The sequence below is a fragment of the Planktothrix paucivesiculata PCC 9631 genome (genome assembly GCF_900009265.2).
GTDB classification, from domain to species: Bacteria; Cyanobacteriota; Cyanobacteriia; order Cyanobacteriales; family Microcoleaceae; genus Planktothrix; species Planktothrix paucivesiculata.
In genome coordinates, this window is the sequence record NZ_LR735021.1 from 140,691 (window position 1) to 154,783 (window position 14,093).

13 protein-coding genes are annotated in these 14,093 nt (G+C 40.0%); 6 read left to right on the top strand and 7 right to left on the bottom strand.

All coding sequences use genetic code 11. From position 1 onward, the window contains the following. Positions 1–4 precede the first annotated feature (4 nt). From PL9631_RS17850 to PL9631_RS17870, 5 genes are all read right to left on the bottom strand, one after another. The gene (locus PL9631_RS17850) at positions 5–826 is read right to left on the bottom strand and encodes a hypothetical protein (RefSeq protein WP_083622382.1); all 822 of its coding nucleotides are present in this window, start codon (positions 824–826) and stop codon (positions 5–7) included. A 268-nt stretch (positions 827–1,094) separates the two neighbouring features. Beyond that, the gene (locus PL9631_RS17855; protein ID WP_083622383.1) at positions 1,095–1,289 is read right to left on the bottom strand and encodes a hypothetical protein; all 195 of its coding nucleotides are present in this window, start codon (positions 1,287–1,289) and stop codon (positions 1,095–1,097) included. A 4-nt stretch (positions 1,290–1,293) separates the two neighbouring features. Then, positions 1,294–1,839 (bottom strand): hypothetical protein, encoded by a 546-nt coding sequence (locus PL9631_RS17860; RefSeq protein ID WP_083622384.1) that lies wholly within the window; start codon positions 1,837–1,839, stop codon positions 1,294–1,296. A 185-nt stretch (positions 1,840–2,024) separates the two neighbouring features. Next, positions 2,025–3,290 (bottom strand): IS701 family transposase, encoded by a 1,266-nt coding sequence (locus PL9631_RS17865; protein WP_083622386.1) that lies wholly within the window; start codon positions 3,288–3,290, stop codon positions 2,025–2,027. 367 nt (positions 3,291–3,657) lie between these two features. Then, positions 3,658–4,164, bottom strand: coding sequence for a cysteine dioxygenase (locus PL9631_RS17870; RefSeq protein WP_083622387.1), 507 nt, complete (start codon positions 4,162–4,164; stop codon positions 3,658–3,660). A 223-nt stretch (positions 4,165–4,387) separates the two neighbouring features. On the opposite strand from PL9631_RS17870, the gene PL9631_RS17875 reads away from it, so the two are divergent. From PL9631_RS17875 to PL9631_RS17890, 4 genes are all read left to right on the top strand, one after another. Next, positions 4,388–5,665 carry a hypothetical protein gene (locus tag PL9631_RS17875; protein WP_083622390.1) on the top strand — a complete coding sequence of 426 codons (1,278 nt, stop codon included), beginning with the start codon at positions 4,388–4,390 and terminating at the stop codon, positions 5,663–5,665. Then, a complete protein-coding gene (locus PL9631_RS17880) occupies positions 5,641–6,621 on the top strand; it encodes an AAA family ATPase (protein ID WP_083622392.1) in 981 nt (326 codons plus the stop codon). Before PL9631_RS17875 ends, PL9631_RS17880 begins: the two co-directional genes overlap by 25 nt. Before the next feature lie 117 nt (positions 6,622–6,738). Then, positions 6,739–9,483 (top strand): SUMF1/EgtB/PvdO family nonheme iron enzyme, encoded by a 2,745-nt coding sequence (locus tag PL9631_RS26800; protein ID WP_231516774.1) that lies wholly within the window; start codon positions 6,739–6,741, stop codon positions 9,481–9,483. A 134-nt stretch (positions 9,484–9,617) separates the two neighbouring features. Further along, positions 9,618–9,815, top strand: coding sequence for a four helix bundle protein (locus PL9631_RS17890; RefSeq protein WP_231516775.1), 198 nt, complete (start codon positions 9,618–9,620; stop codon positions 9,813–9,815). Positions 9,816–9,992: 177 nt separating this feature from the next. Here PL9631_RS17890 and PL9631_RS17895 read toward each other — a convergent pair whose 3' ends face one another. Next, positions 9,993–10,403 carry a hypothetical protein gene (locus PL9631_RS17895; RefSeq protein WP_083622394.1) on the bottom strand — a complete coding sequence of 137 codons (411 nt, stop codon included), beginning with the start codon at positions 10,401–10,403 and terminating at the stop codon, positions 9,993–9,995. Further along, a complete protein-coding gene (locus PL9631_RS17900) occupies positions 10,390–11,784 on the bottom strand; it encodes a ParM/StbA family protein (protein WP_083622396.1) in 1,395 nt (464 codons plus the stop codon). Before PL9631_RS17900 ends, PL9631_RS17895 begins: the two co-directional genes overlap by 14 nt. A gap of 345 nt (positions 11,785–12,129) precedes the next feature. Here PL9631_RS17900 and PL9631_RS17905 point away from each other — a divergent pair, with 345 nt between their 5' ends. Both PL9631_RS17905 and PL9631_RS17910 read left to right on the top strand, forming a co-directional pair. Then, positions 12,130–12,459 carry a plasmid mobilization protein gene (locus tag PL9631_RS17905; RefSeq protein WP_083622398.1) on the top strand — a complete coding sequence of 110 codons (330 nt, stop codon included), beginning with the start codon at positions 12,130–12,132 and terminating at the stop codon, positions 12,457–12,459. Then, on the top strand, positions 12,456–13,937 hold the full coding sequence (locus PL9631_RS17910) for a relaxase/mobilization nuclease domain-containing protein (protein WP_083622400.1): 1,482 nt from the start codon (positions 12,456–12,458) through the stop codon (positions 13,935–13,937). The genes PL9631_RS17905 and PL9631_RS17910 overlap by 4 nt, the downstream gene beginning before the upstream one ends. Positions 13,938–14,093 lie beyond the last annotated feature (156 nt).

Here is a 14,093-nt window from a genome sequence, read left to right on the forward strand (position 1 = left end):
ATAATTAGAAATGAGAATCAGGTTTAAGTTGCCATTTAGGATGCTTAATAGTATTGATTTTTTCAGTCGATAAGACCTGATTAGATTCAATAGAATAGCCCCGTCGTTTTAATTCACTTTGAATCTGGTAAAGTTCTAATTGGAACTCCTCAATAATAGCTTTTATCTCCTCATTAATGGCGGTTTCCCAAGCTTCTCGACTAATTAACCCCACCGGACTTTGATTTAACTGGCGTCTTTTCTCCTGAATTGCTTTTTGCCCTTGTTTCAAGACTTGATTATATTGATGAATTAGCAGTTCTATCCAAACTTGATTTTCTTTTTGATTGCGTTGTTCAGGGGTAGATTGAGGATGATCTAACACATACTTAGTTAGTTCTTCTAATACCCAAAACTCACGACTGGCGTGTTTAATTCCATCGGGGTTTTCTTGATGACGTTGTTGGCTATAGACTTCAAATTTGTGGGAAATTTGCCATTTGTATTCAGGATAACGAATGATTTTTCCGGTATAAAATCCTGTCATTATTGTTAAAATGATTCCGAGTAAGGGGACAATATAGATAATCCAATCGGTATCTTCTCCTTGAAAACGCACATAAAATAGAGTGGCTGCATATTCCACAATTAAAAGCCCAGTGGCAAAAACAACAAAGACTTTTGTTTTTTGATGCAAATAATCTTTCAAAACTGCATTAAAGACCATTTGTTCTGCTTCTGCACGGGCTGCAATTAGTTGATTTTTGGTTCTTAGAGCGTTTCTTTTTTTGGCTTCTATTTGCTCTTGATCATGGTGAATATCCCGTTTAATACTGGAAATTGCCACATCATAAGCAATAGCCCATTCTGTAAAATAAACGAGAGGAAAACTAACTGCGATCGCAATAACCCAGCGCCATTCGCCAGGAAATCCCGCTAAAGCCGCATAAGGTGCTCAACTATTCATTAATGCAGCAATTGTGATACAGAAAAGAACGATAAATTTGTGTAAGTTCATAGGATAATTTTCCTCACAAAGTAAGATGGATTAAAAATTTAGGAAAGTGTACTAAAGTAGCATTGAATAGAAAATAGCAACACTTTCCTAACAAAGTTTACTTGTTCGACTGGGAAGGATAATTAACTTGATACCGTCGCTTCATTTCTAAGGCATACTTTAACGGGGCTAAAATCGTCAAGTTTTGGCTTAAGCGAGGGTAAAGCACAAAGATATTGGGGAGTTGTTCAGGTAACAACTTCTCAGCAATAAATTCCTGTAAAATCACATCTTCATCAAATTTAGAAATCATAGGTTTACTTCTCCTGAGCAGAACGAATTTTTTGAATCGAATCTTTAATGCAACTTCTGATATTTTGGTTGCAAAATTGAGTATTAGGTAAGCCTTTTAGACTATCCCAAAGTTGTGAATTAAAGCCCGTATTGCCATCATTGGTACTCCCAACCACTAATAACGTCCCATTTCGGGAGGACACTTTATCAGCTAAATTCGTTAAGGTTTCGGGACAAAATTCTTCCTGTTCGTTGGCTTGAGCTTGTAGAATAATCATCAGAGTTTCAGAATGGCGATCGCTCATTTCTGCTGCTAGTTCTAAACCCGGACAAATATAGGTTCCTTGTCCTTTAGGTTCAGGTTTTTGATGGCAGAGAGAATACAGATCACTCTGGTCTTTGATGACAACCGGATCAGATGCAATCAGATCTTGGCTGACCTGAATTAAAGCTGCTTTATCCCCAGATTTAGCAACATCAGCCACCCCAAAACAAGCATCTTTAGAGACTTTGATTTGCTGGGAATCATTCAAGGCAGAAGCACTAATATCTGCTATTCTGATTAACAATAAATTGGCTGGCTTCTCACACCCAGTAAGCACTAAAACCAGAAAAAGAAAGCCTAAAATACAAATCAGTAACCAGCCCCAATCAATATCACCTCCTTCTCCTTTTTTAATAAACTCAGATTGGCATTCAGCACAAAGCCATTCTTTATGATTCGGGAGTTGTACTAATGGGACTTAAACAAAAATCAAGCCCAAATCAAGCCTAAACTTGCTTTGTAGGCTGCAAATACATCCCTATTATGTTGGAGCCACTCCACAAATCGAAAAGAAATCGCTGTGCGAAAGGCTTCAAGGGCATCAACAAATGTGTTTAAGGGTTTGTTCGCCCATCGACGTCTTAACCCTCCAGTTAAACTATGCCAGAGAATAAAAGTATAGGCACAAAATACCAAAATCCAATGTCTGATTAAACTTCTTTTATCTCGGACTTGATATTCTTTCAGCCCCAACCAGCCCTTAGCTTCCCTGTAAAAAACTTCTATCCAATTTCTTTGTGAATAGGTCGTTACTATCCATTCTCCTGTGGCTTTTGAAACCTCAACATTAGTCATTAAATAATCAATATCACTGGCTTGGTCGAAAGTGGCAGCATTCATGACGATGGCTATTACTTTCTTCCCGGCATACTTTGATAATTCAATTTCTTGTGTTGCTACCCACACAGTTTTGGTTTTTTCTACTGGGAGTTGAATTTCACTAAAAGCTCCTTGGGGCAACGATTTAGCTAAATTATCTAATCGAGTTTCCTCTGTTTCATCTTCCCCTTTTTTGAGGATTACCTTTCGATTCTTGGCGACTCCCCCTATATATTTTAATCCTTTTTTCTCTAACTCTTGTAAAAAACTTGTGTTATTTCCATACCCGGCATCTGTTAGCACAATTCCCGGTCGATATCCTCTGTCTAAGCTCCTCTCTATTAATTCTAATGCTATTTCTGGTTTCTTTTTAAATTCGGGGTCGGCTTTTCCTAAGGGTAATGACTCGGCTTTTTGATATAATTCTATATCTAATGGTAAGTTTTTTTTACCATCGTATAGATGGCTCGTTACTGCTACAATTCCATTGTCGGTTTTTCCGATTTCTCCGATGTATTGCCGTCCCACTCCCTCGGTAAAGTTCCCGCTTTTTCGATGTCCTGAATCATCAATAATTAGAGCAAATCCCCGACTAATCTGGGTTTGCCTACACTGATTCATTACCTCCAGCCGACGCTGATTCAGTTTCATTGCTGACCAAGGAGCTTCGGTTAAAAAGTGGTGTAATCGGTGGTAAGTTACCCCTACGGCGTTATTCGCCATTTGCGACAGGTTTTTTCGCTCACTTTCTCCCAATAATCCCCCTAAATAGTTCCTAAATTCCCGTTTTTGGGCTTGATGGCCGAAAATATCGTCAAATCGACCACACCATCTATCGAAGCAAGGGGGCATCGCTGCCGGGGTTGTCTCTTTCATGGGTTATTCTTTAACGTTATTTGCTTGCTCTATAATCATTATCATCTATTTCCCTCCTTATTTTTGTTTAAGTCCCACTAAGTCACACATTCTGTGGCCTTTTTTATCTCTCAAACAATCCATAAAATAAAACCTCCTTAGCTGTTGATACGATCTCACACTCGACTCAGTAACCCAAAATTCTGATCAGGTTTTGATCAGGATTTCATCGCGTAACGATTAGGAATGACTAACAAAGTTAAGGTTTCACCAGAGGGAAAAATCAGAATTGACATAAAAGGAATGAGAAACCGGGTTTCTTGTCTTGTTTTTATCAAGAAAGCATTTTCTCTCAGAGAAACCCGGTTTCTATTGAGTCCTATAATCCCTAGTCTCTGACGGGTGAATACACGTGCAATGTCACACAATCTTCATCACTGTTATTAACTAACTGGTGGTATTCATAACGGTCAGTCCAGGTAATTTCCCCAGCACTTACGGTTTCTTCTTTCCACCGCACTAACTTCCGTTTTTCGTCGGGAATATAGCGCTGTTGGCTAATAGAACCTTGGAGGACTTTGGTAACATTTAAAGCCGAGTTTTTGTGAGGGTGCACGCCAGAGATTTGACCTGGCGCCCAACAAATGATCATGAGCTCAACTTGATCGTTACGAAGGAATGTTTGATACCCATAACGGTCAGGAAGAAACAAAACGAATGCTTCCCAACATTCCTTGGGTAAGTCGAAGCAAGTCACCAGATCTTTGAGTGTGTCCAGGGTTAACAGGTGAGATGGGATTTTCTTGAGTTGGAGCAAGAATTTCTCGATATTCAGGGGCTGACTAACCCTTTCTCGTGAGGAAAAACCGTTATTGTGCTGTACAATTTGAATCATTGGATTTCAAGCCGTTGGTTTACTTGTCTGGACAGATAACTGAATCAATGGCCTTTTATGCCAACCCAAAGGTTGCTAGTTGCCAAGGTTTAGGCTTGATAGTCTAGGGTCGTAAAACCCTTGTTTTCTCAAGCTGTGGACACGATCTCACACCAGACTCACTAACCCCAAATTCTGATCAGGTTTTGATCAGGATCAGGACTTCACCGCGTAACGATTAGGGATGACTAACAAAGTTAAGGCTTCACCAGAGGGACAAAAAATAATTGAGACAGCACGCACAGAGAAAGGACGGGGGACAGGATGGGCAAAGGAAGACTGTCACCAAGCCTTAACAGATGCTAGTTTGTATCAATTGCAAAATGTAATTCTTCCAGCTTTAGAAATTTCTGTTAAGGATAATCCCAACCCAACTCTTAACTTGAAAAAGTTAAAAGCAATTATTGATAAAAATTGTATTAAGCCCCCCATTAATGAATATTCAAAAAGCACATTAATTTTTTTTACCGATGATTCTCAAGAAAAAATTTTAACAATCATTAATCAATTAGTTTCCAAGAATTATACTGATTTACATTTGAACGATTTTTATAAGTTTTTTGATAAATATAAATTAAGATTAGATCGAATCACTGATCGAAATTGGCGTGATTTTTTATCGGGTAAGCTAATTGATGAAGATATTTTTACTGCCTTTTGCTCAATTTTAGGCATTTCTTGGCAGGAGGTTATAGCTCAGGAAACACCCTTTGAATATAAAGATAGTACAAACACAACTTTATTAGTAGAAGTTTTAAATACATTTAATCATAAAGAGCAAAAAGATTTAGTTTGTAGTAATTTAGCTTTAAGTCATGCACCTAAAGCATTTTTAGTGATTAACCCTTGTTCCTATCGTCGGACTTGGATGCTGCGAAGAATTGAATATGAGATTAAAACTTTTGGCAAAGAAGTACAACCGGAAGATTTTTTTAGTAAATCTCAATACACCTCTCTTTCAATCAAAGATTTAAAGTCAAGATTCAATCAAAAATATCCTGATCAATCCCTTAATGAAGTTTTGAAAAGTAAATATATTTTTTTAATTATTAATGTTGATAATTATAACTTTAATAATTTTAAAGACTTGATTAACGAATTTTGGAAACCAATTTTAGCTAGGGTGAATCCAGAAAAACCAGGTAAAATTTTAATGTTTATGATCTCTAGTGATCAAGGAAATGATTGGCAAACAGAATGGAAAAATTGTGATATGTTAAAAGATGCGATCGCAGAACTCACTCCAGCCAATTCTTTTAAAGCACAAGATTTAATTGAAATTCTCCCTAGAATTGCTTTAAAATTTGATATAACGCTTACAGAAGATCCAGCCACTCTTTCTCAAAGTATCCTAGAAAAAGGTCAAGGAAGAACAGAAGAAATAATTAAGGCTTTATATCAACAATTCAACTGTAAACATCAGGACTTAATTCGACAATGGCAAACCTACCCACCCCGATAAACCCTAAATATATAAAAGATGAAACTGGAGAATTCCAACCCCCTCAAGGGGGAGAATGGAGTGATTTAGTTGACGAAGAAATTTATCCCTATTATCCCAGTGATGGGTTAATAGAAGCGGTTAATTTAGCCATTCTTCTTAACCGTCCGTTACTGTTGGAAGGAGAGCCCGGATGTGGGAAAAGTCAGTTAGCGGCGGCGGTTGCTTATCAACTGAATAAACGTTATCCTGATATTCAATGGAAATATAGACTCTGGAATATTCAATCTACCAGTAAAGCTCAGGATGGCTTTTATACTTATGATTATGTGGGGAGACTTCAAGCCGCACAACTGGCAAAAGAACAGGTGAAAGATGAAAACATGAACCCTAGTAACCCAGAAAATTTTATTAATTGGGGGCCATTGGGTTATGCGTTTCGGGAACAGGACTGTCGGACTATTGTTTTAATTGATGAAATAGATAAAGCCGATAAAGATTTACCCAATGATTTATTATTAGCTATTGACCAACAGAAATTCTTAGTTAAAGAACTCCGAGAAGAAAATGGCGAACCCCGTTGGGAACGTGCTAATAAAGCTGCACCACCGATTATTATTATTACCTCTAACCGAGAACAGGAACTTCCCAGCGCTTTTTTGCGACGGTGTTTATACCATTATGTTGAATTTCCTGATAGCAAACGGTTAACGGAAATTATTAATAGTCGGTTTAAGAATCCTCCGGCTACAATTGTTAAACCCGCTTTACAAAAATTTCTTAAACTACGAGCAGCAATGGAGGAAGATGAACTATCTAAACAAGTGAGTACCAGTGAATTAATTGATTGGTTTGAAACCCTCTATGACTATCCTGAGAAGGAAATTAAAGCAATGCTTAAAAAAGCAGGAATTCCTCTAGCAAGTACGTTATTGAAACGTCATCAGTATTATAATAGTTATCAAGATTTAACCTAAAATCTCCCAACCCTTTAATTTTCTGGTTTCTAGGTTCTACCTAGAAATCCTTAAAAGGTGGCTCTGCCACCAGACAACCCCGTTTAGGGTAGAATAGATTAGGTTAATATCAATAAAATGACAACTGCTTTCCCTCTGCGAACATTATTTGAACAACTCCGAAAAACTGGTTTTCGCCTAACCATTGACCAGTATCATTTTGCAGTGGAAGCCTTAACACTCTCGATAGCAGATGGGTTAGACCCAACTAATATTGATGCAGTTAAACACCTTTGTCAAACGGTATGGGTTAAATCTCCTGAAGAACAGCGTCGGTTTGAAAAATTTTGGCAAGCTTTAATTCCTAAAAATCCTGATCAGATCCCCCCAACTCTTTTTAGAAAGGGAAACGATGGAGAATCCTCTAATGTTAATTTAGAAGCAAATACCCAATTAGAAAATACCGATAATCTCGATAATAATAACCTAGACCAACCGGAAGAATACCTAACATTTGAAACCCCAAACTTGCAAGTGGGAACTGCTATTTCTGTAAATTGCCAAGAAGGGTATTATTTCCCCGTCAGTCGTCAACAACTGCGGGAAGGATGGGAAACCTTTAAACCTCAACGTCCAAAAACCTTTTTCAAGGAAATAGATATTCCCGCTACCGTTGAACAAATTACCAAAGATGGTTTTTTCATTAAACCTGTTTTCGCCCCCACCCAGACCCTAGAAATACCCCCAAAAGTCCTATTACTCCTCGACCAAAAAGGGTCAATGGCCCCCTTTCATCCCCTTTGTCGCCATTGGGTTAACCTGTGGTCAGACGCGACGGTTTACTATTTCCATAACTGCCCAACGGATAGCTTATATCTTGACCCCCAACTGCGAAAAGGGGAAGATATCGAAACGGTTTTAACCCAATTTTCCCCTAAGAATACCGTTGCTTTAATAATTAGTGATGCTGGTGCGGCAAAACAGCGTTCTGTTCCTGACCGTTGGGACGAAACCGTAGAATTTCTCAACCTCCTCACCGATACCGTTTCCCGTGTCGCTTGGTTAAACCCTCTCCCCCGTCACCGTTGGTTAGATACGACTGCGGAGGATATCGCCAAAATATACCCCAAACAAGTCCCGATGTTTGCCCTTGACCCCGCAGAATATCAAAAAATGCTGCGTTGGTTACGTTGGGGTGACTCTAACTTTAACTTTAACTCCCCCCTTACCAACGAGAGCATGGGGGGATCTCTTAACTGGGACTTCGACGCCACCAGTCGAATTAATAGCTTTACCCAACAATACGGTAATTCCTATTTAAACCTAGCGTCCCATGCCGCCTTTCCCCTAACTTTAACTCCAGACCTTCTCTATCGTCTTTGGAAAAAATTTTTAGTCCCTAATTACCCTGAACTTGAACTTCCTTGGTATGCAGTAGCGGATATATTGTTATCAGACTTTTGCCAACCCGTTGAAGAAGAATTAATAGAACTCTATGAAATAGAACCAGATATCCGTAATCAATTATTGATCAAACTCACAGACCAAGAAGGAGAACAACGACTGAAAGAATTATCTGATTTTATCATTGAATACCTAAAAAAACAGCTAAAATCTACACTTCCCCATTGGTTAGGAAGTCTTTATGAACGACAACAATGGGCAGCTTTAGCCTATACTGACCAACAGGATGAAGCCGTGCAACAGTTGGCAAAATCCTTGAAAAAAGCCTATTTACAAAATAATAAATCCGAGTTAGTTCAGTGGTCGGAGTTAGCGCAAACCATATCCTCGGTTTTAACCGATAAAAAATATCAACCCTTATTAATTGCGGCGAAAGGATATGGCGCCGAAGCGCGAGGTATTCGTCGAGAAACCGAAAACGCCCAACGGGACTGGGAACAATATTTAGGTCAGGAGGAAATTGTTACTTTAGCGGGAGTCGAACTAGCAAAACCCGGTAGTGTCCTCGGTCGCCTTCCTCTAAAAAGATTTTCCTTTAAAACCGTTACTGTTAACAAAAAGGGTGAAATTATCAACCGGGAAACTAAACAAGCCCGATATTTCACCGAAGACCTGGGGAATGGCATCACCTTAGACATGGTTTATATTCCTGGGGGGACATTCCTCATGGGTTCACCAGAAGGGAAAGGAGACAAAAACGAATACCCCCAACATCAAGTTACAATTCCCCCCTTTTTCATGGGTAAATATTCCATTACTCAAGCCCAGTGGAAAGCCGTTGCTAACTGGCCAAAAATTCAACGGGATCTCGACCCTGACCATTCTCCTTCTCGCTTTAAAGGCGATAACAAACCTATAGAAAGAGTTGAATGGAACGATGCAGTAGAATTTTGTGCCCGACTGCTACAACGAACCGAACGCCCCTACCGTTTACCATCAGAAGCCCAATGGGAATATGCGTGTCGTGCCCGAACCCAAACCCCGTTTTATTTTGGGGAAACCCTAACCAGTGATTTAGCCAATTATGATGGAACCGTAACCTATGCAGACGAACCCAAAGGGAAATTTCGCGGAGAAACCACCTCAGTCGGCAAATTTCCCCCTAATGCCTTTGGATTGTATGATCTCCATGGTAATGTCTGGGATTGGTGCGCCGATCCTTGGCATGACAACTATGAAGGAGCGCCAACAGGAGGAGAAGTTTGGGATGAAGAGAATGGTAATAATAATCATTATCAAATTTATAGTGCTGAAAATTTAGTCAACTTATTGAACGACGAAAGAAGTCATTGTCTGCGGGGCGGTTCGTGGGTCAGCGTTCCTGGTACCTGCCGTTCTGCTATTCGTAACTGGTATGCCGCCATCAACTCCTACAACTACAACGGCTTTCGGGTTTGTTGGGTTGTTGGTGCGTCGTAGGTTAGTGTGCAGGATTCTTAGCCCTGTTTTCTTTAGCTCTTTTGCCCTCTGCCCTTCTTTTTTCTTTTCCCTTCTTCCCTTTTGTCCGAGCGAAGCGAGAATTTTTATTTTTTCTAAAATATTAAGTTTTGTTAATGGAAGAACTCCCAATTATCCAAAAAACCTACGATTTGATTAAATGGTATGTTCCCATTTTAAACCGTTTGCCCAAGGATCACAAATTCATGTTAGGCGATAGAATGATTGCCCGTCTCTATAATATCTTAGAAACCCTAATTTTGGCAAGATATTCAGCTATCAGAAACCGGGTTTTTCAGTTAACTTTATACTAAGCATCAAAATCTGGATTAAAAACCCGGTTTCTAACTCCCGCAGTTAGCTATCGGCTCTCCCGAATGCAGGGTGTAAAAAGTATTTTATGACCCAAATTTTTGCCATCATAAAGGCTGGAAATTTTGACAGGAGTGGATTATAAACGTGCGTTATCACCCTAAGTACAGGAGAGCCATTTAAAATAACTCTCCCGATTGCTTTTCTAACAAAGTTTGCTCAGATTGTGCAATTTCTTGCTTGTGTTCTACCTCCTGTGAAGACTTGACGTAATCCTCAGTTTGACTTTTATCCTCTATCAAAATTTGAGGTGTTTCTGGTAACAATAAGGATTGGCGAACATAATAAGCGTGCTGTAATAAAGCATTGAAATTATCCAATCCTAACTGTCGCAATTGTTGAGCCGTGAGGTTGCCCCCTTCCAGATAAGCGATCGCTGCATAAGCCATTCGGAGAGCTTGCCATACTTTTTGGTTTTGCTGCTTCACACCATCACGCTTAATGTAATGTAAGATTTGAGCATCCAACGTATCTTCAAAAGGTTGCAATCTTACAGTTAAATTTTCTCGCTTCTGATTACTCTTGCTCATGTTTTGTCCCTTTCCAAATTCCATAAATATCTACAAATCGAGTTAAGTCTGAAGATTCTAACTCAGTCGATTTCCCCGACTTAAACAATGTTTTTTCTAGTTGGTCTATCATCTGAGTCGCTTTCTTTTGAAGTTGTGCTGTAGGCGCTGCATCCCCCTGAGCAGTTGTGGCTTGCATTAGTTCAAGTTGCTGTGAGTAATTCAAATTCTGCCGTTCATCACACTCAGCTAACCAACTGCGGTAACGTTTTTCGCCCTCCACATCTCCCCAGTTGCGCCGATAAGTTGCAGCCTTAGCATCATCCCACTCAGGAGGCTTAGGAGGTGAAGGAAAGGGGGGCATAATTGTCTGTTGTGAAGGCAAAGCGATCGCTTTATATAAAGGAATAGAAGGAAATGTAGCTTCAATGTTATCCAAATATAAAGGGGCAGCACCGCCCGCAATAATGAGTTCCGACGTATCTTCTATGATGGGTGTCGCCCAAGTTGAGAGTTGTTGCCACAAATGACGCTTCGCAGAAGTCATAGCTTTAACCAGTTGTTCCAATTCAATTGGTTTCTGGCTTTTATCAGTTGTAGCTAATCGTTGAATCAGAGGATTATCAATCGAGAAATCTTTACCAAGTTGGAGCAGGACAGCCGTTAAGTCGGATGCTGATTGTCCCAAACTCGAAGTTTGTACCGTCGCAACTAAATTGTAAAAACCGAGGTTATTGGTAAAGCCCAAAGCCGACCCATGATCATAAACAATTAAACTGGTATTTCGTTCGCCAAACATCCACACCACAACTTTATTTTTCAACAGCCAATCTGCGCCACCTTCTTCTTGGTAACGCAACATAATTAACCCAGCACCTTCTGGCTTACAGCTTAAATCGCGCAGTTTAATTCGCAAGCGATTTCCCCGAAACTCAAACTCTGATAGTGCCTTAGTGAGTTCAGTTTTTAAATCATTCTGGGGAGTAATGGCAAACTTATATTCTGGATAAGGCAATAATAAGATGAGATCTAACTCCCATCGAGGAGGCAAATCGTAGAGTTCCTGTATTACCCCAGAAATCGCCAACAGCTTAGGAATGGCAGTCATTTGCTTGGGTTGTTTTTGTTCAGATGAGCGAGTAGCATCTACCGCATATTTTTCAGCCAGTTGCCCCACTGCATAGTATTGTGTTCCCAATCTGATCCACGCATCTGTTTGGGGATAACTTTTAACGAGTAAACTGCCTTGATGTTGAGTAATTTGGAAATCATCCAACTCCACAACTCTCGAACCCATCATTAATTTTTGAGGGGGATGATTAGGAAGTTGCACGATTACTTTGAGGGAGGAGTCTCCTAAATCCGCCCAAATTTTGATGAGTCTCGTTGTATTTTTTTCCATACCTCTGTGACTCCCATTTAGTATTTTCACCCTTAATTTAACGAGATCTTTCTGCACCTATTTGTGCCTTTAGATATAAGTTTCTGCACTTTTTTGAGTTTCTTTTGCACTTGTTCTCACTCACTCCCTTTAGTTTCGCCCTAGTTTTCGGTGATAATTAGTGCAGGAATTACTCAGACTTCACTACAATTTGGGCGTAAATCACTCCCCCTCTACTCACGAAAGTTTCAGACAAATCTTCAGGTTTTCCGATAAGAATTGAAGGAGCAAGCAATAGGATTGTCCGTACAAATGTATATCTAAAGTTAGAGTTAGGTTCATAAAAATCTTGGCTAATTTAAGGCTATGAAAAATCCTACTAAATTTCAAAATCAATCTAAACTCAAACGAATTGATGTGCGCGTTAGTGAAGCTGAGTTACTTTTGTTGCAGCAGTATTCAACAGAGCGTCAGCTTTCCATCTCTGAGTATGTGCGCCGTTGCAGTTTGAGCCGCAATTTACCCCGCCCTCCAACTCATTCCTCAAAGACAACTCTTTCTATATTGGTGTCAAAGCTGATTGAGGAACTAAGTGCGTTGAATACGATCGCTCGCAGCAGCAACCATCCCGATATTAGTGAACGGGCTGTTAGCATTGCCCAACTGCTATCGGAAATTTCTCAGGTGTCCTTATGATTGCCAACATTACCCGTGGCTCTAACTTTACTGGAGTATTGCGCTATGTGATGGACAAGCCCCATGCTGAATTGATGATGACTAATGTAGCGAGTGCATACGGAGAATTAACCGATTTAGCCAAGGCGTTTCGAGTCACAGCAGCAACTAATCCTAGAGTCAAAAAGCCAGTGTATCACCTTAGCATTTCTCCAGCACAAGGAGATACTTTATCTATGGCTCAATGGCTTAAATTGATCAAGGATTTATTAAAGCAACGCCATCTAGCGGAGCATCAATATATTGCGGTACTTCATAGGGATGCCACTTACCCCGATGGTTCTATGCGTCCCCATGTCCATTTAGTCATTAATTTAGTCGGTAGTACAGGACAAGTCGCTAATGTCTGGTGGGACTACCCCAAAACGGAGAAGGTACTGCGACATTTGGAGAAATGCTATGGTTTAACTTCTGTGCCTTGTTCTTGGGAAGTTGCTAAACGCAGTAATTCCAAAGGGCAAGTTCAACGTTTAGCACGGGAAACGGCAGAATTTCTAGCTCTAAATCATCCCCGCACCCAACAGCCTCAACCGAATGTTCGGCAACTTCTTCAGCAGGCTGTTGATGAAGCTGTTATAGATACCACCTCTACTGCGGAACTAACGAAGGCCCTTCAGTCGAGGGGAATTGTATCAACTCTGACTTCCCAGGGAATTCAATATGAACTGGGGGGGATTCACTTTGCCGGCTATCAATTGGGTGAGAGTTATACATTAAAGGCAATTGAGCAACAACTTCGTCTTCAACAAAAACGAAAAGCACAACAACAACAGCAATGGGAGCAAAAACTAAGCTCAGAGTCTTCCCCGTCTTTGAGTTCTCAAGCCAGCTTACCTCAATCTCTATTGGCTCAAAGGGATAAGGAGAAAGACAAACTTCCTCTGCCACCCTATAGTTTAAGTCGTTCTCCTGGCATATTTGAGACTGAACAACAGGAGTATGAGAAACGAATGAGTCAGCTACAGCAACGCATCAATTTTGTAGCTGCTAGGGTAGCTTACTCTCTCATTACAGCTAACACTACCCAGGATTCTATTTCAACCCCCAACGCTACCTACACGATGACTTGGGATGATGCTATGAAAGAACTTAGGCTTTATTGTACTCAACCCGATTTAGGCGATCGCTCGTTTCCCATTCTCTTCGCTCAATATGACCCTTGCCATCAACAATGGATCGGGAAAGGAGTAGTTTCTCATTACCTCAATGAATCCCATTTAACAGATTGGGCATCGTTTGTGACTACTCCTGAATTGCTTAATCTCCCTAATAATGGCTCTTCTCACCCTATTATTAAGGCGCTGGAAAGCTCTATTATTACTACAAATCAAATTACTACAAATCAAACGGAACAAGTTTTGCCTTTGTCCTCATCTCAACTTCCGGTTCAACCCTTTCCCCGTACCCAGAAAAAATCAAACTTGTTAGATAGAGCCTGATCTTTAGCTTGCTGAAAATCTTATTATTTCAATATTTTCAGTGCTATAAGTAAAATTAATTCAATAATCTATCTAAAGACTGATATAAATTGACAAGCCTTTAGGAAAAAATATTAGTTACTAATAACAAACCTTTGCACTGCGTCACTATTCATT

What these genes read in the sequence shown, in the direction of transcription:
- PL9631_RS17855 (WP_083622383.1), bottom strand. Translation starts at nt 1,289, where the DNA reads ATGATTTCTAAATTTGATGAAGATGTGATTTTACAGGAATTTATTGCT.
- PL9631_RS17865 (WP_083622386.1), bottom strand. Translation starts at nt 3,290, where the DNA reads ATGAAAGAGACAACCCCGGCAGCGATGCCCCCTTGCTTCGATAGATGG.
- PL9631_RS17870 (WP_083622387.1), bottom strand. Translation starts at nt 4,164, where the DNA reads ATGATTCAAATTGTACAGCACAATAACGGTTTTTCCTCACGAGAAAGG.
- PL9631_RS17875 (WP_083622390.1), top strand. Translation starts at nt 4,388, where the DNA reads ATGACTAACAAAGTTAAGGCTTCACCAGAGGGACAAAAAATAATTGAG.
- PL9631_RS17880 (WP_083622392.1), top strand. Translation starts at nt 5,641, where the DNA reads ATGGCAAACCTACCCACCCCGATAAACCCTAAATATATAAAAGATGAA.
- PL9631_RS26800 (WP_231516774.1), top strand. Translation starts at nt 6,739, where the DNA reads ATGACAACTGCTTTCCCTCTGCGAACATTATTTGAACAACTCCGAAAA.
- PL9631_RS17890 (WP_231516775.1), top strand. Translation starts at nt 9,618, where the DNA reads ATGGAAGAACTCCCAATTATCCAAAAAACCTACGATTTGATTAAATGG.
- PL9631_RS17895 (WP_083622394.1), bottom strand. Translation starts at nt 10,403, where the DNA reads ATGAGCAAGAGTAATCAGAAGCGAGAAAATTTAACTGTAAGATTGCAA.
- PL9631_RS17900 (WP_083622396.1), bottom strand. Translation starts at nt 11,784, where the DNA reads ATGGAAAAAAATACAACGAGACTCATCAAAATTTGGGCGGATTTAGGA.
- PL9631_RS17905 (WP_083622398.1), top strand. Translation starts at nt 12,130, where the DNA reads ATGAAAAATCCTACTAAATTTCAAAATCAATCTAAACTCAAACGAATT.
- PL9631_RS17910 (WP_083622400.1), top strand. Translation starts at nt 12,456, where the DNA reads ATGATTGCCAACATTACCCGTGGCTCTAACTTTACTGGAGTATTGCGC.